The following is a 15,947-nucleotide window of genomic DNA, read 5'->3' as shown; positions in this document are numbered from 1 at the left end:
TCCCAGGCACCGGACCTGCTGCGAGACTGACCCCGTGCGGGCGGTCATCCAGCGGGTCACGCAAGCGAGCGTCGAGGTGGGCGGCGAGCCGGTCGGGGTGATCGACGAGCCCGGGCTCCTGGTCTACCTCGGCATCTCCCACCAGGACGGCGCCGGCGAGATCGCCTGGATGGCCCGCAAGCTGTGGACCCTGAGGCTGCTCCGCGACGAGAGGTCCGCCTCCGACGTCGAGGCACCGCTGCTCGTGGTCAGCCAGTTCACCCTGTACGGCGAGGCGCGCAAGGGCCGACGCCCCACGTGGGAGGCCGCCGCGCCGCGTGAGGTGAGCGAGCCCCTGTACGACGCCGTGTGCGACGCCCTCGAGGGCCTCGGCGCCCGCGTCGCCCGCGGCCGGTTCGGCGAGGACATGCAGGTCAGGTCGGTCAACGACGGGCCGATCACCCTGATCCTCGAGAGCCCGCTCGCACCGGCCTGACCGGGGGCCTCGTCACCCCTGACGACCCGGCGCCGTGGTCCCGTGAGGCAGACTGGAGGCAATGAGTGGGGGAGTCGCAGTTCTCGTGGTCTGTGAAGGCAACCTCTGCCGGTCGCCGCTGGCGGAGCGCTTGTTGAGACTGCGCACCAAGGGGTCGGACGTGCGCGTCACCAGCGCGGGCGTGAACGGCGCGAACGGCCAGCCGATGGACGAGCTGGCGGCCGACGAGCTGGTCCGGCTGGGTGGCAACCCCGAGGGCTTCGAGGCCCGGCGGCTGACCGGCACCATGCTCCGGGACGCCGACCTGGTGCTCACCGCCACCCGGGCGATCCGCAGCCAGGTGGTCGCCATGTCGCCGGCGGTCCTGCGGCGCAGCTTCACCCTGCTCGAGCTGGCGGCCATGCTCGAGGACCCGCCGTGGCCGGAGCCCGACGGGTCCATCGGTGGCCTCGAGGTCACGCTCGCCCGCGCGACCGACTGGCGCGGCTCGGTGGGGGTGCACGGCGACGACCTCGACCTCCCCGACCCGATCGGTCGCTCGGCCAAGGTGCACCGCCACGTGGCCGACCTGATCGACCACGCGACCGAGGTGATCGCCACCCGGCTGCTGTGACCCGCCCCTATCCTCGGCTCGGGAGGTGGCGACGTGACCAGCGTGTCGTCTCGGGCATGGGCGGAGCTCGTGCACGCCCAGGTGGGGGTCCTCCTCGCCGAGGCGGGCCTGCCGTGCCTCCACATCAAGGGGCCGACGGTGGCGACCTGGCTGTACGACGAGGGCGAGCGCAGCTGGGGTGACATCGACATCCTGCTGCCACCGAGCGCGATGGACGCGGCGCTCGACGTACTGCTGTCCTCGACGTTCTCCCTCCGCGACGAGGGGCTGCGGTGGCGTACCAGCGAGGACCACGCGCTGACGCTGTGGCACGACCCGCACCACGACGCGACCTACGGGAACGGCGAGCTCGACGTGCACCACCGCTTCCCCGGGATCGACGCCGACCCCGAGCTCGCGTTCGCCGAGCTGTGGCGACGTCGGGAGCCTCACCGCCTGGCGGGGTACGACGTGTGGTTCCCCGACCTGCCCAGCCGCGCGCTGCTGCTCGTGCTCAACGCGGCACGGGATCCCTACGGCGCCAAGCCCCGCGAGGACCTGCGCCGCCTGCTGGCCGGCGCGTCCGCGGACGACTGGCGCCGGACCATCGACCTCGCCCGTCGGCTGAGGGCCCTGGACGCGCTCCGCGCCGGCGTCGAGCTGGAGCCGGAGAGCCAGGACCTGGTGGCGTCGACGGCCCTGGCCGACGTCGAGGTGTCGGCCGCCTGGCGCCTGCGCACCTCGGGCTCGACCCGGACCGCTGTACGCCTCGAGGAGCTGCGCAGGCTCGGACCCCTCGCCAAGGCCCGCGCGGTCGCGGGGTGGGTGGTCCCATCGCCGGCGATCATCCGGATGCGGGACCCCCGTGCCGCGGACAGCGCGTGGGCGCTCGCCCGCGGGTACGCCACTCGTTACCGACAGGGCGTCCGCGAGCTCCGGCACTGGGTGCGGGAGCGCCGCTCGTGAGTGCGCTCGTCACCGCGGGCACCGCACTCGCCGGCCCCGACGGCACCGCGGCCCTCGTGTGCGGTGATCCGACGTCCACGGAGGCCGTGTCGGCCGCGCTGGTGACCCGTGGGTGCCGACTGCTCGAGAACGGCGCCACCGTCGACCCCGGGACGCTCGAGGTGTCCGGCGCCGAGGTGGTGCTGCTCGTCGTCCTCACACCGCAGCCGGACGGCACGGCCGTGCGGCCCATGTCGGCCGGCGAGGCGGCGTACGCCGTGGGGTCGCGCGCCACCGGCCTCTCCGAGGTCGACGGCGGCCCGCTGCCCGCCCTCGCCCGGTTCGGTCGGCGGGTCCGCGGGTTCGCGCTGTCCTCCGCCGACCCGGACGCTGCCGCTCGGGAGGTGCTCCGGCTGTGGGCGTAGGAGTGGTCGCACGACCGGCGCCCGGCGTCGAGCTCGAGGACCTGGGCGAGGAGGTGCTCGCGTACGACGGCACGACGCTGACGCTGCTCAGCGGCGCGGAGGTCGCGGTCGTCCGGGCCGCCGACGGCGTGAGCGACGTGCTCGACGTACGCGTGGCTCGGGACCTCGAGGACCGGGGCATCCTGACGCTCACCGAGCCGCCGACCGGGGAGCGCTTCCGCCGTCCCGGCCACGTGGGCTTCTGCGAGGACGGCGACCACGTCGTGCTGATGGACCTGCGCAGCGGGCTCCAGCACGTGCTCAGCGCGTCCGCGGCCGAGGTCTGGTGGCTGGTGCTGGAGACCGGGACCCTCGATGAGGCCGTGGCCACGCTCGAGGAGTCCTTCCCCGGTGAGGCGTCGGTGCGCGACGAGGCCGAGGCCTTCGTGAGGGACCTGGTGGCCAAGGGGCTGCTGGAGCCCGTGACCTAGACCTTCTTGGCGCTCCGGCGGCCGCCCCTGCCGGACGCGCGGGACTTCCCGCCGTGCGGCTTGGGCAGGGACCGCGGCACCGAGCGGAGCTGACCGGTCGACTCCTCGGGGCTCTCCTGGAACCGGTAGTAGCCGTAGCGCCGGGCGTCGGACTCGTTGACCGGGACGAAGTTGAGCGCGAAGCCGATCAGCTTGGCGCCGACCGTGTCGAGCTGCTTGACCGCGCTGGCCAGGTCGCGCTTCTTCGTGCGGCTGGAGGCGACGACCATCAACGTGCCACCGGTGAGCCGGTCGAGCAGCACGGCGTCGACGACCGGCACGACCGGCGGGCTGTCGATGAGGATGAAGTCGAACTCGTGGGCGAGCTTGTCGAACAGCTCGCGCATCGGCTCCGAGCCGAGCAGCTCGCTCGGGTTGGGCGGGATCGCGCCGGCGGTCAGGACGTACAGCTCCGAGTCGCGCCAGCGCTGGATGACGTCGCCCGCCTCGGCCTGGCCGAGCAGGACGGTGGTCAGGCCCACCGCGCCCTCGATGCCGAGCGTCTTGGCCACCGACGGGTTGCGCAGGTCACCGTCGATCAGCAGCACCCGGCCGCCTGTCGTGGCCATCGCCATGGCCAGGTTGACGGTGGTCGTCGTCTTGCCCTCGCCCGGCATCGCGGAGGTGACGATGAAGGAGTGCCGCCCCGTGGTGACGTCGACGAACATCAGGTTCGTGCGCAGCCGGCGCACGGCCTCGGCGTACCCGCCGTGCGGGTCCCGGTCGATGGTGACCAGCTCGGACTTCGACTTCTCGAAGGGCATCTCGCCGAGCATCGGCTCCTTCGAGATCGGCCGGATGTCCAGCTCGGTGCGCACCTTGGTGTCCAGGGTGTGCCGCACGAACGCGATGCCGATGCCGACCAGGAGGCCCGCCAGGAAACCCAGGCCCAGGTTGCGGCTGGGCACCGGCGACGTCGGTGTGCCCGGCACGCCCGCCTTGTTGACCGGGACGGCGAAGACCTTGCTGTTGGTCACCTGCAGCAGCCCGGTGAAGGTGTCGGCCGCCTCGGCCAGCGCTTCGCCGGCCTCGTTGGCGATCTCGGCAGCCCGCTGCGGGTCGGGATCGCGCACGGTGATCCGGAAGATCGACGTCTCCCCGGTGATCGACGCACTGGCGTCGATCGGAGCCCCGGGGTCCCGCTTCAGCTTCTCGCGCAGCGGACCCATCACCGTATCGGAGTTGAGCACGGCGACGTAGGTGTTGAGGTCGCTGGACGTCAGGACGTAGGTGCCACCCGTGGTCTCGTTCGTGGGGTCCGCGACCTTGGTCTGCAGGTAGTAATCGGCCGACGTCGTGTAGATGGGCGTCTGGCGGTAGGTGAGGGCGGCGGCGATCCCGGTGACCGCGACGACGCACAGCAGGATGATCAGCCAGCGTGCCCGGAGCACCGCAAGGAAGTCCCGCAGCTTCACCAGGCACACCCCATTTCGCGACCCGTCTTCCCCGGACAGGCCGCGGGGACGGATGGCTGTTTTCCAGTCCGTCAGACCCGTTAACGATAGCCTGGGCGCGGAACCGTCGCGGGGAGTGAGAGAAAATTGCGTGTCCTGCGGATCTTCCACAGCGCGGTCGTCGACGCCTGGCGGGAGCGTGAACGACACCTCCGCGCAGAGGGCGCCGAGGTCGACCTGCTGACGGCGCGCCGCTGGAACGAAGGCGGCACCGACGTCTCCCTCTCGCCGCGCCCGGGAGAGCCCGTCACCGGCCTGCGCACGTGGGGCCGACACCCCGCCCTCTTCGTCTACGACCCGCTCCCGCTGTGGCGCGCGCTCGGCGGCGCGTACGACGTCATCGACATCCACGAGGAGCCGTTCGCGCTGGCGACGGCCGAGGTCCTGCTGCTGCGGAGGCTGCGCCGCCGGCGCGCGCCGTACGTCCTGTACTCCGCACAGAACATCGACAAGCGGTACCCGCCCCCGTTCCGCTGGCTCGAGCGCTGGGCGCTGCGCCACGCCGCGGGCATGAGCGTCTGCAACAGCGACGCCGGCCGGATCTGCGAGCGCAAGGGCCTGCCCGGCCCGGCCTCGCTCATCCCCCTCGGCGTCGACACCGACCTGTTCTCCCCGCCGCTCGAGGACAGGGCTTCCGGGACCGTCATCGGGTACGTCGGCCGGCTCGAGCCGCACAAGGGCGTCAGCGTCCTGCTCGACGCGATCGCACGGCTGGACCGCGCCGTGCTGCGGATCGCCGGGGCCGGCCCCGAGGAGCAGCGGCTGCGGACCCGCATCGACGAGCTGCGCATCGCCGACCGTGTCGAGCTGGTCGGCCCCGTCGACCAGGAGCGGCTGCCGGACTTCTACCGCGGTCTCGACGTGCTGGCCGTGCCGTCCTTGCCCACGCCCGGGTGGCTCGAGCAGTTCGGCCGCGTCGCCGTCGAGGCGATGGCCTGCGGCGTCCCCGTGGTGGCCAGCGACACCGGTGCCCTGCCCGATGTCGTCGGGCGGGCGGGCCTGCTCGTGCCGCCGGACGACCCGGAGGCGCTGGCGACCGCTCTCAAGTCCGTGCTCGAGGACGACACGACGCGGCGCGAGATGGCCGCCCGTGGTCGCCGCCAGGCCGAGCAGGCGTCGTGGTCGGAGGTCGCCCGGTCCTACCTGGCGATGTACCGGCGCGCGGTCCACGACCCAGCCCACAGCCACCGTGGCGTCGAGGTCGTGGTCGTCGCGTACGGCCGCCCGGACCTGCTGGAGCGGTCGCTGCTGCCGGTGCTCTCGTTCCCGGTCACCGTCGTGGACAACTCATCCTCGGCCGAGGTGGCCGCGGTGTGCGAGCGCCTCGGCGTGCGGTACCTCGACCCGGGCCGCAACGGCGGCTTCGGCGCCGGCGTCAACCACGCGCTGGCCCACCGGACCGACCCGCATGCCGACGTGCTGCTGCTGAACCCCGATGCGGTCGTCGAGCGCGCCGACGTGCTCGTCCTCCAGCAGGCACTCCTCGCGGACCCGACGCTGGCCTCCGTCGCTCCCTCCCAGGTGGACGAGGACGGTCACCCGGGTCGGGTCACGTGGCCCTTCCCGACGCCCGGGGGGAGCGTGCTGGTGGCCGCCGGCCTCGGTCGTCTGCAGGATCGCCTGCACGGGCACGAGGGTTTCGTCATCGGGTCGGTCATGCTGCTGCGCATGGAGGCGCTCGAGCAGGTCGGGGGGTTCGACGAGTCGTTCTTCCTGTACGCCGAGGAGACCGACTGGGCGTTCCGTGCCCATCAGCTCGGTTGGCGGCACCGCGAGGTGCCGGAGGCCCGCGCCCTGCACCTGGGGGCCGCCACCAGCGCGGACACGACCCGCCGCGACACGCACTTCCACGCCGGCCAGGAGCGGTACCTCCGCAAGCACTACGGCGCGGCGCGCTGGCAGGTCGCCCGCGGGGCGGCGGTGCTCGGCGCCGCGGCTCGCGCCGCCGTGCTCCCCGGAGCCCGCGGCCGTGAGGCACGCACCCGCGCGGCCCTCTACCTGACCGGTCCGCTCCGCGCCGAGGCCACGATGGGGAGGCGGCCGTGAGGTGGCGGCTGAGCGAGGCGGTGCGACTCTCCTTGCTGGCGGGCCTGTACGTCGGCACGGCGCTCGCCGTCGTCGGCATCGGCTACTACGTGCCGACGCGTCCCGAGTACTCCCTCCTCCTCGGCGCGGCCGTCTTCCTCTTCGGCATGACGCTCGCGGACTCGGCGTTCATCCCGCTGCTCATGGTCGTGCCGGCCCTGGTCACCTACCGCGTCGGCGTCGGCGGCACGGACCTGACGGTCTCGGACGCGGCGCTCTTCCTGGCCTTCTTCCCGGCCGTCCTCTTCTCCCAGCGGCCGTTCACCCCCACCATGCGGACGCTGGTGTGGCTCGGCGTGCTCTACCAGCTCAGCACGCTCTTCACGCTGATCGCCAACCCCTACAAGGCCAACTACATCGAGTGGGTGCACGCCGGGCTGCTCGTGGCCGGCACCCTCGTCGTCGGCTGGAGCATCGGGCGTGAAGGTCACGCCAGGCTGGCCCTCACGTTGCTGGTGCTCGCCTGCACCGTCGTCGCCGTCGGCGCGATCGTCCAGGGCCTGATCCAGTACTCCCACGGCGACTTCAACAGCGTGTTCCCCAAGTGGCCCTACGGCATGCACAAGAACGCCGCCGGCTGCCTGTTCGGGCTGGCCGCGGCCGTCACCTACGCACGACCCTCGTGGGTGGGCTGGAGCCGCTGGTTCTCACTCGGCTGCTTCTGGATCTGCGTCGTCGGCATCTTGGCGACCCAGTCCCGGCAGGCGATGGCCGGACTCGCGCTCGCGCTGGTCGTTCTCGTGATGCGCACCCAGACCAAGGGCCGCGAGCGCCGCTCGCGCGTCATCCTGCTCGCCGTCGCCGCTGCCCTCGGCGTCGTGCTGGTGATGGTGCGCAACCAGGTCTCCTCCGGCAACGAGTTCAACTCCTTCTTCCAGCGGGTCGACTGGTTCGGCGACTCGATCAGGATCTGGAAGACCGACCCGCTCTTCGGCGTCGGCCTGCGCTGGTGGTACACCGACCGCTTCGACGTCGCCTTCCAGCCGCCCAACGGCACGCTGGAGATGTTGAGCACCGCGGGGCTCGTCGGGCTCATCGGGTTCGTCGTCATGATGGGCGGGGCCGTGGTGGCGCTGTGGAAGATCGACCTGAGGTACGGCCTGCCCGCGGTCATGGTGGTCCTGAGCCGCATCGTGCAGGGCCAGCTCGACCTGTTCTGGGTCGCCGTGCAGACCTCCATCCCGTTCCTCATCGTGGGCATCTGTCTGGGCGCCCAGGGGCGCGAGATCGCCGAGCAGCCGGTGCATGCCGACGAGCCGGCCGGCCGGCCGCTGGAGACGACCGCGGCGTGACCCCGTCCTCATCGCTGCACGTCGTCCACGTGTGCTGCACCGCCGCGTTCGCCGGCGTCGAGCGGCACGTCAGCGAGCTGGCCGCCGCGCAGGTCGCCGACGGCCACCGGGTGACGGTCATCGGCGGCGACCAGGCCCGGGTCCGCGAGGTGGCCGGCGACGGGGTCCGGGTGCTTCCCGGCCACCGCATCGACGTGGCCGTCCGCAGCCTGCGCCGGCTGGACGCCGCGGCCGACGTGGTGAACGCGCACATGACCGGCGCCGAGCTCGCCGTCGCTCTCTCGCCCTGGGTGCGGGCCCGCATGGTCAGCACGCGTCACTTCGCCTCGCCGCGGGGCTCACGGCCGGCGACCCGCGCGGTCGTCCGCTGGAGCACCCGCCGCGTCGACGCCCAGATCGCGGTGTCCCGGTACGTCGCGGAGCACGTCGACGGCGCCAGCACGGTCGTGCTCAGCGGCGTACGTCCCGAGCCCGACCGCGTGCCGGCGGCCGGCCGCCAGAAGGTCGTGCTGGTCGCCCAGCGCCTGGAGCGCGAGAAGGACACCGATGTCGCGCTGCGCGGCTTCGCGGCCTCGGGCCTGCGCGAGCAGGGGTGGCGGCTCCAGGTAGCCGGAGGTGGGTCGCTGCGCGACGAGCTGGAGGCGCTGGCCGCCGAGCTCGGCCTGGGCGGCTCGGTGGAGTTCCTCGGCCAGCGCCACGACGTCTGGGACCTGATGCGTGAGGCGGGCGTGCTGGTCGCGTCCCGGCCCGACGAGGCCTTCGGGCTCTCGGTGGTGGAGGCGATGGCGCGCGGCCTGCCCGTGGTGGCGGCCGGCTCGGGCGCCCACCTGGAGACGGTCGGCTCGGTGCCGGGCGCCGCCCTGTACCGCCCCGGCGACGCCGCCGATGCCGCCCGCGTGCTCGGCGCGCTGGCGTCCTCGGAGCAGGAGCGCGACGAGTACGGCGCCCGCCTCCAGGCCGCACAACGCGAGCGCTTCACCGTCGCCCAGCAGGCGCGTCGTACCGAGGCCGTCTACCGGGAGGTGCTGTGACCGACCTCGTGGTGGTCTCGCTGGAGGCCTGGGACGGCGTCTGGCGACGGCACCAGCACCTGGTCTCGCGGTTGCTCCTGGGCGACCCCGACCTGCGGGTGCTCTTCGTCGAGCCACCGGCCGACCCGCTGCACGACGCACGGCGCGGCGCTCGCGTCCGGCGCGGTCGCGGGCTACGGCCGGGCGACCTGGCCGGCGCAGAGGGCAGGCTCTGGCTGTTCCAGCCGACGAAGTGGCTGCCCCGGCGCGTGGACCCGCAGGCCGACGCCCGGGTCTCCTCCTCGATCGTCGGCGCCGCGCGCCGCGCCGGTCTGCAGGATCCCGTGCTCTGGCTCAACGACCCGCTGTCCGCCGACCTGCTGCGCCGGACCGGCTGGCCGGCGCTGTACGACGTCACCGACGACTGGCTGCTGGCCGACCGGCCGCCGCGCGAGCACGACCGGCTGGTCGAGGGTGAGGGATACCTGCTCGCTCACTGCCGGCACGTCGTGGTCTGCTCCCCCCGCCTGCTGGAGACCAAGAAGTCCCAGCGGGTGACGCTCCTGCAGAACGCCGTCGACCTCGACGCCTACCGCGAGGACCTGCCCCGGCCCGCGGACCTGCCCGCCGGGACGGTCGCGCTGTACGTCGGCACGCTGCACCGCGACCGCCTCGACGTCGAGCTCTCCGCCGACCTGGCCCGGGCCCTGGCCGGCACGGCCATCCTCGTGTTCGTCGGCCCGGTCGCGCTGGAGGCCGGGGACCAGGAGCTGCTCACCGCGGCCGGCGCCCTGCTGCTGGGTCCGCGCGAGCACGCCACCGTCCCGTCGTACCTCACGAACGCCGACGCGCTGGTCGTCCCCCACGTCGTCACCGACTTCACCGAGAGCCTGGACCCGATCAAGGTCTACGAGTACCTCGCGGCCGGACGACGGATCGTCAGCACGCCGGTGGCCGGCTTCCGTGAGCTCGGCGAGCCCGAGGCGCGGGTCGTCCCGCGCGAGGCGTTCGTCGGCGCCGTCCTGGATGCCCTCGCCGAGACCGAGCCGCTGCCGCCGCCGCGAGCAGCCGGCGTCCCGACGTGGGACGAGCGCGCGGCGGTGATGCGGTCCGTGGTCGAGGACCTGCGCTCGCCCTAGCCGGTATGTCCCAGAGGTCATGCTGACGCCCGCCATGTGGCGTCGAGGAGCTGGACGGTTGCCATGGAGCATGGATCGGGGCGGCGCCAGGCCCAGCGGGCGGCGTACTCGGCGAGTAACGCACCCTGAGACCGTCTACCGACCTCGTATTTGGGGGTGGAAGACCTGCTACGGGTGCGTTACTCGCGACCGCACGCCCTGGAGGTGCCGAAGATCTCACACCGGGCCGTCGTCGAGGTCGCGCACACCGAGGGCGTGCCAGCGCGGGTCGTGCTGCCACGGCCGGCCGTCGTCGATGTTGCGCTGGTGCAGGTCCGGCACCCAGGTGCCGAGGTGGTCGTCCCCGTGCACGAACCCGCTGACGTATCCCGCCCAGTAGGAGAACGTCGAGTTGGTGAGCACCAGCGCGCGGGCGGCCGCCACCTCCACGAAGTCACCGAGGCTGCCTGGGGTCTGGGCTCCGAAGGTGATCTTCTCGGTCCGGGCGGTCAGCTCTCCGAAGTGCTCGGCGCACCAGGCCGGGTCGTCGGAGACGAAGGACAGCCAGCGCGGGGTCGCGACGGAGCCGACCTCGTCGAGGGCCCGGTGGACGTAGTCGACGACGTCGAAGCCGTAGAGCCGCCGGAAGTTCGGGTGCGTGTAGTAGTCGCCGCGTCGCACGTTGACCACCACGTCGGGGGTCGGGCCGGTCGGCAGCGGCAGCGTCGCGAGCAGCACCTCGCGCACGAACCGCTCCAGCTCCGCCGCCGAGAAGTCCACGCCGTAGGCCTGCAGGAAGCTGGGCGGGATGTGCCGGGTCCGACGCCAGGCAACGTCCTCGGGAGCGGCCAGCAGCGGCTCCAGCCGCGGGAGCGCTGCACGCCAGGCCGGGTCGAGCCCCGAGTCCAGGACCCGGGCCGGCGGCCCGGCCAGGCTGTCGGCGTACGCGTCCAGGAGGAAGTAGAGGTAGTTGCCGACGCCCAGTCCGGGGTACGTCAGGAGCACCGAGCCCTTGCGCAGGTGGACACGACGGGAGACCCGGTCGAGCAGCGAGCCGCTCATCGGGCAGGGTCGGCGTCGAGTGAGCCCAGCTGGACGAGGCGCGCGAAGTCGGCGTCGATCTCGCGCAGCGTGTCGAACGTGCCGCTGCTGGCGATCCGGCCCTCCTTGAGGAACACGATGCGGTCGACGTGGCGCACGGTGGAGAGCCGGTGGGCCACGACGATCACCGAGATGCTCCCCGCCAGGGCGTCGATCGCCTGCCCGATCTGGTGCTCGGTCTCGTTGTCCAGCGCCGACGTCGCCTCGTCGAGGACCAGCAGCCGGGGGTTGCGGTAGAGCGCGCGGGCGATGCCGAGCCGCTGACGCTGGCCGCCGGAGAGCAGGGTCCCGCGTTCGCCCACCTGGGCGTCGAGGCCGTCCGGGAGCGCAGCCACGAGCTCGGAGAGCTGGGCCCGGTCGAGCGCGCGGATGACGGCGTCGCGGTCGACGTCCTCGGCGGCGACGTCGAAGGCGACGTTCTCCATGAGCGTGGCGTCGAGGATGTAGGTGTCCTGGGGGACGTAGCCGAGGTTCTGCCGCCAGCTCGCCTGGTGCTCGGCGATGTCGACGCCGTCCACCAGGACGGCTCCGCGCGTGGGCTGGTGCAGGCCCAGGATGATGTCGACCATCGTCGTCTTGCCGGCGCCGCTCCCGCCCACGATGGCGAGCGTGCCGCCGAACGGCATGGCGAGGTCGACGTCGCGCAGCACGTCGACCTCCGAGCTCGGGTACCGGAAGGTGATGGCGTCGAGACGGAGCTCGCGCTCGAACGGCAACCGTGCGGGGGGCGGCCCGTCGTCGACGCTGAACTCACGGGCGCGCAGCACCTCCGCGCGGACGATCGCGACGGACGCCGCGCCCACCCGCACGTTGCTGGAGCTGGCGACCAGGCTGGAGATCGACGGCAGCAGCCGGAAGCCGGCGGCGACGAAGACGGCCAGCACCCCGAGTGCACCGCTGGTGCCGGCACTCCCGTCGGCGGCCCCGATGAGCAGGACCAGGCCGATGGCGATGATGAAGAGCACCTCGAGGATGTAGCGGGGCAGGCTGCCGAGGAACGCCGCGGTGCGGCCGGCCTCGGAGCCGCGCAGCTGCGGCTGCCGGAACGCCTCGACGAACTTCTGCTGCGAGCCGCGCAGGTTGACCTCCTTCAGCGCCCCCAGGGCCGAGAACGCCGCCTTGAACCCGGCCATCGAGGCCTCGTTCATCACCTGGCCCGCCGCCGCGGCCCGGGGCTTGGCGAACCTCAGGTACAGCAGGCTGGCCGCGCCGAAGTACGCGACCAGGGCCAGCGTCGGCAGCGGGGCCACGATGAGCAGCGCGACGACGACGGCGGCGATCGCCACGACCGCCGCGAACCCGGACATCAGGCCGTTGATCGTCATCGTGAAGACCTGGAGCACGGCGGTGTCCATGGTCCGCATCAGCTCCGCGCCGCTGCGTCGCGAGACCTCGGTGTACGGCGCCGAGAGGTAGAAGCGCAGGATGCGCGCGGAGGTGTTGACGCGCTCGAAGTACGTGAAGCCGAGCAGCCAGTAGTTGAAGATCAGCGCGCCGACGTTCTTGCCGATGAAGAGCAGCACGACGACGACGGCCAGGATCGCCGTCACGCGCTGCGGGTCGTCGGTGCCGAGCAGGTCGGCGACGTACCCCGCGGTTCCGCTGTCGACTCCCTCGCCCGTGGCCACGTCCACCAGCGGGAGGACCAGGCCGATCGCGAACGTGTCCAGCATGGCGATCACCACGGACCCGACCATCGCCACCAGCAGCCGCCGACGGGTGCTGGGCTCGAGGATGTCGCGCAGGTCCCGGACCAGGTCACGCACGTGACCACCCCCGAGGCTCCCTAGACTCAGCCCGATGGAGCCGACGCGCGTCGACCTGGTGATGGTCACCAACCGCGCCAGCCCGTACCTCGCGCAGGCACTGGAGTCGGTGCGCGCACAGACCTACCCGCACTGGAGCCTGGTCGTGGTCGACGACGGCACGCCCGACCCCGATGCGGTGCCCCGCGCCGTCGCCGGCATGCCCCGGACGACCGTCGTGCGCCAGGAGAACCGCGGCCCGTCGGCGGCCCGCAACCGCGGCATCGCCCAGGGCGACGCCCCGCTGGTCGCGCTGCTGGACGACGACGACGTGTGGGACGCCGACAAGCTGGCGGAGCAGGTGCGCGCCCTGGCCGAGCACGTCGACGCGGTGGCGTCGTTCACGGCCGGCCGCTACATCGACGCCGAAGGCCGGGAGTTCGGGAGCTGGGACGCGACAACCGTCGACTCCCGGCTGTTCGTGAACGGCGAGGAGCCGCAGCCGCGCATCGTGACGCTGGTGCTGCGGCGCGAGGCACACACGGCGATCGGCGGGTTCGACGAGTCCTACCGGATGGCCGAGGACAACGAGTACATCCTGCGGCTGGCCCTCAGCGGCCCGCTCGTCGCCGTGCCCCGGCCTCTCGTCTCGTACCGGCGTCACTCGGCCAACCTGTCGTCCAGCGGCTCGCTCGAGGGCCGGCGTTCCACCGTGCGGTTCGTGCGCGAGCAGCGGGCGGCTCATCGCGACGACCCCGAGGTCACGGCACTGCTCGACGAGCGGGCGCGCCGGGTCGCCCGCGACTGCGCGCAGGAGTGCGTGCGCGGCCTCGCGGACGCCGCACGCCGCCGCGACGGACGCCGGCTGCTGACCGAGCTCGGGTGGGCGGCCCGCTCCCCCGGCCCGACGGCGCTCGCCCTCGTGCGCGCGGTCATCGGGCGTCGCTGACGGTCCGTCGGGCGGGCTTCGGCACGCCGCCGAGCCGCAGGCGCAGCCCGATGGCGGCGCCGGTCCCGGCCACCAGCCCGGCGAGGTCCGCGCCGGCCCGGGTGGCACCGGCCGCGAGGTCGCGGAACCGGCGGTACGGCGACCGGCGCGCGGCCCCGTCGTCCGGGTGGCTGCGGAGCCGCCCGGCGGCCTCACGGGCCACGACGAGCGGGTACCGACGGACGTAGGAGCTGCCGAGGCCGAAGACGCGGCCGAGCAGGACCATGTGGTTGCGCTGCGTGTAGTACTGGTAGCGCCGGTCGAAGCGCTTGCCCTTGGCGTACTCGCCCGCGTCGTGGTCCACGACCGCCTCCGGGGCGAACACCACCCGCCAGCCGGCGCGGTTCATCCGCAGGCCCAGGTTGCTGTCCTCGCGGGCGCTGGTGCCCGGGTAGATCTCGGCGATCCCGCCGATCGACTCCAGAGCCGTGCGGCGGTAGGACATGTTGGCCCCGAGCAGGTGGTCGACGTCGACGACGCCCCCCGGGTCGGCGGCGAAGTTGCCGGTCAGCCGGCCGTCGGGCAGCAGCCGCCCGATCTGGGTCGGGTCCGCGGCCGCCACCTCCTCGGGCGAGTTGATGACGCGGCCACCGACGGCGCCGACGTGCGGGTCGTCGTACGGCGCCCTCAGGTTCACCAGCCAGGTGGGGCGCACGTTGGAGTCGTCGTCGAGGAAGGCCACGACGTCGCTGGTCGTGCCCCTGATCCCGATGGCGCGGGAGGTCGGCAGCGTGCCCATGCCGGCCTCGTTGCGCAGGTACCGCACCCCGGGACGCGAGGCGACCAGCTCCCGGGTCTCGGTGTCCGGGGAGGCGTCGACCACGACCAGCTCGTCCGGGGCCACCGTCAGCGCTGACAGCGCGTCGAGGCACCGGGCGACGTCGCCGGGACGCCGGTACGTCGCGATGATCACGGCCACGCTGGTCACGACAGCTCTCCCAGGGTCGACATCTCGGCGTGCGACATGGGCGCGCGACGCCGCCCGCGGCCGCGGATGGGCAGCACGGCCAGCCAGTGCGCCACCTCCGGCGTGACGACCGAGACCTCGTAGCGCCGGGCTGTCTCCGGGCCGTGGGCCACCAGCCGGTCGCGCAGCTCGCGGTCGTCGCGCAGCCGGGCGAACGCCGCGGCCGTGGCGTCCTCGTCGCCGCACGGCACGAGCAGGCCGTCGACGCCGTCGGTGATGACCTCCGCGGGCCCACCCGGCCGGGTGGCGACGACCGCGCACCGCGCCCACAGGCCCTGCACGACCACGCGGCCGAAGGGCTCCGCGATCCGCGAGCAGTGCGCCAGCACGTCGGCGTCGACCAGCCAGGCCCAGGGGTCCTTCACGTGGCCCACGAAGTGGACGCGGTCGGCGACGCCGAGGCGGACGGCCTCGTCCCGCAGCTCCTGCTCGTAGGCGTCCTCGCCGAAGAGGGCACCGCCGACGATGTAGGCCTCGGTGGCCGTGCCCGCGAAGGCGCGGGCGAAGGCGCGGATGAAGAGGTCCTGGCCCTTCCAGGGCGCGAGCCGCCCGACCATCACCACCTTGCGGATCGTGTCGCCCGGCGGGAGGAACGGCCGTGGGTCCAGCTCGATGGGTGGCGTCGCGACGATCACCGGCGTGCGGCCGACGCTGATGGTGTTGCGGGTCGAGCGGCTGTTCACCACGACGCCGTCCACCATCCGGGGCACGACGTAGCGCAGCAGGGGGACGAGGAACCACGGCAGGTACCTGCGGTCCACGCGGTCGTGCAGGTCCCACACGATCGTCCGGCCGGAGCGGCGGGCGGCCAGCCAGCCGGAGACCAGCGACTTCATGCTGATGGCGACCAGGACGTCGGTGGAGCGCTCCTCCATGACCCGGCGTACGCGGCCCGAGTGGCGGGCCAGGCCGAACACCGAGGTGACGACGGACAGCGGACCCAGGTCCCGCCGGCGCCGGGTGGCGATCTCGTGTCGCAGCGGGACCACGACCGTCTCGACGCCCGAGGAGCGGGCGCGCTCCTGGATCGCACCTTCCTGCCCCAGCAGGAGGGCGGGGCGGGGCAGCACGAGCGGCCAGTGGGCGATCAGGGACACGATGCTCTGCTCGGCGCCCGAGTCGGCGCCCGAGTGGCTGATGAAGTCCACGCGCATCACGCGCTCGTCCGCGCCATCGACGCCAGCCTCCTCGGTCGGCCCTGCCGACAGTGTGACAGCGCGCGGCCCTCCCGCCCGGACGGC

At 73.2% G+C, this 15,947-nt stretch carries 15 protein-coding genes; 10 read left to right on the top strand and 5 right to left on the bottom strand.

Annotated features, from left to right (window positions below; translation table 11 throughout):
* Positions 1 to 34: 34 nt before the first annotated feature.
* The 5 genes from dtd to ISU07_RS24945 all read left to right on the top strand — a co-directional run bounded on the left by dtd (position 35) and on the right by ISU07_RS24945 (position 2,907).
* Positions 35 to 475: a D-aminoacyl-tRNA deacylase gene (gene dtd, locus ISU07_RS19925; RefSeq protein ID WP_194708585.1), complete on the top strand. Its 441-nt coding sequence runs from the start codon at positions 35 to 37 to the stop codon at positions 473 to 475.
* Positions 476 to 536: 61 nt separating this feature from the next.
* Entirely contained in the window at positions 537 to 1,088 is a 552-nt protein-coding gene (locus ISU07_RS19920) for an arsenate reductase/protein-tyrosine-phosphatase family protein (RefSeq protein WP_194708584.1), read from the top strand.
* A 42-nt stretch (positions 1,089 to 1,130) separates the two neighbouring features.
* Complete coding sequence (locus ISU07_RS19915; protein WP_194708583.1) at positions 1,131 to 2,033, top strand: nucleotidyltransferase family protein; 903 nt, start codon at positions 1,131 to 1,133, stop codon at positions 2,031 to 2,033.
* Entirely contained in the window at positions 2,030 to 2,437 is a 408-nt protein-coding gene (locus ISU07_RS19910; protein ID WP_194708582.1) for a hypothetical protein, read from the top strand. Before ISU07_RS19915 ends, ISU07_RS19910 begins: the two co-directional genes overlap by 4 nt.
* Positions 2,428 to 2,907, top strand: coding sequence for a PqqD family protein (locus ISU07_RS24945; protein WP_194708581.1), 480 nt, complete (start codon positions 2,428 to 2,430; stop codon positions 2,905 to 2,907). The genes ISU07_RS19910 and ISU07_RS24945 overlap by 10 nt, the downstream gene beginning before the upstream one ends.
* Here the strand turns inward: ISU07_RS24945 and ISU07_RS19900 are convergent.
* Positions 2,904 to 4,361 carry a polysaccharide biosynthesis tyrosine autokinase gene (locus ISU07_RS19900; protein ID WP_194708580.1) on the bottom strand — a complete coding sequence of 486 codons (1,458 nt, stop codon included), beginning with the start codon at positions 4,359 to 4,361 and terminating at the stop codon, positions 2,904 to 2,906. The genes ISU07_RS24945 and ISU07_RS19900 overlap by 4 nt on opposite strands.
* A gap of 126 nt (positions 4,362 to 4,487) precedes the next feature.
* On the opposite strand from ISU07_RS19900, the gene ISU07_RS19895 reads away from it, so the two are divergent.
* The 4 genes from ISU07_RS19895 to ISU07_RS19880 are packed head-to-tail and all read left to right on the top strand — an operon-like array spanning position 4,488 to position 9,926.
* Positions 4,488 to 6,446 (top strand): glycosyltransferase, encoded by a 1,959-nt coding sequence (locus ISU07_RS19895; protein ID WP_228522259.1) that lies wholly within the window; start codon positions 4,488 to 4,490, stop codon positions 6,444 to 6,446.
* On the top strand, positions 6,443 to 7,777 hold the full coding sequence (locus ISU07_RS24940; protein WP_194708579.1) for an O-antigen ligase family protein: 1,335 nt from the start codon (positions 6,443 to 6,445) through the stop codon (positions 7,775 to 7,777). The genes ISU07_RS19895 and ISU07_RS24940 overlap by 4 nt, the downstream gene beginning before the upstream one ends.
* Complete coding sequence (locus ISU07_RS19885) at positions 7,774 to 8,808, top strand: glycosyltransferase family 4 protein (RefSeq protein WP_194708578.1); 1,035 nt, start codon at positions 7,774 to 7,776, stop codon at positions 8,806 to 8,808. Before ISU07_RS24940 ends, ISU07_RS19885 begins: the two co-directional genes overlap by 4 nt.
* Positions 8,805 to 9,926, top strand: a complete 1,122-nt coding sequence (locus tag ISU07_RS19880; protein ID WP_194708577.1) for a glycosyltransferase — start codon at positions 8,805 to 8,807, stop codon at positions 9,924 to 9,926. The genes ISU07_RS19885 and ISU07_RS19880 overlap by 4 nt, the downstream gene beginning before the upstream one ends.
* Positions 9,927 to 10,142: 216 nt before the next feature.
* Here the strand turns inward: ISU07_RS19880 and ISU07_RS19875 are convergent, their stop codons facing one another.
* Both ISU07_RS19875 and ISU07_RS19870 read right to left on the bottom strand, forming a co-directional pair.
* Entirely contained in the window at positions 10,143 to 10,967 is an 825-nt protein-coding gene (locus tag ISU07_RS19875) for an alpha-1,2-fucosyltransferase (RefSeq protein ID WP_194708576.1), read from the bottom strand.
* Positions 10,964 to 12,772 carry an ABC transporter ATP-binding protein gene (locus ISU07_RS19870; protein ID WP_194708575.1) on the bottom strand — a complete coding sequence of 603 codons (1,809 nt, stop codon included), beginning with the start codon at positions 12,770 to 12,772 and terminating at the stop codon, positions 10,964 to 10,966. The genes ISU07_RS19875 and ISU07_RS19870 overlap by 4 nt, the downstream gene beginning before the upstream one ends.
* Positions 12,773 to 12,806: 34 nt before the next feature.
* On the opposite strand from ISU07_RS19870, the gene ISU07_RS19865 reads away from it, so the two are divergent.
* On the top strand, positions 12,807 to 13,700 hold the full coding sequence (locus ISU07_RS19865) for a glycosyltransferase family 2 protein (protein WP_194708574.1): 894 nt from the start codon (positions 12,807 to 12,809) through the stop codon (positions 13,698 to 13,700).
* On the opposite strand, the gene ISU07_RS19860 is transcribed toward ISU07_RS19865, so the two are convergent.
* Both ISU07_RS19860 and ISU07_RS19855 read right to left on the bottom strand, forming a co-directional pair.
* Positions 13,684 to 14,667 (bottom strand): glycosyltransferase family 2 protein, encoded by a 984-nt coding sequence (locus tag ISU07_RS19860; RefSeq protein WP_194708573.1) that lies wholly within the window; start codon positions 14,665 to 14,667, stop codon positions 13,684 to 13,686. The genes ISU07_RS19865 and ISU07_RS19860 overlap by 17 nt on opposite strands.
* On the bottom strand, positions 14,664 to 15,860 hold the full coding sequence (locus ISU07_RS19855; protein WP_194708572.1) for a glycosyltransferase: 1,197 nt from the start codon (positions 15,858 to 15,860) through the stop codon (positions 14,664 to 14,666). Before ISU07_RS19855 ends, ISU07_RS19860 begins: the two co-directional genes overlap by 4 nt.
* Between the last annotated feature and the right edge of the window lie 87 nt (positions 15,861 to 15,947).

It is taken from the genome of Nocardioides islandensis (assembly GCF_015352455.1).
Lineage (GTDB): Bacteria > Actinomycetota > Actinomycetes > Propionibacteriales > Nocardioidaceae > Nocardioides > Nocardioides islandensis.
The sequence above is the reverse complement of the archived record's forward strand: the minus strand, read 5'-3'. Positions and strand labels throughout refer to the sequence as shown.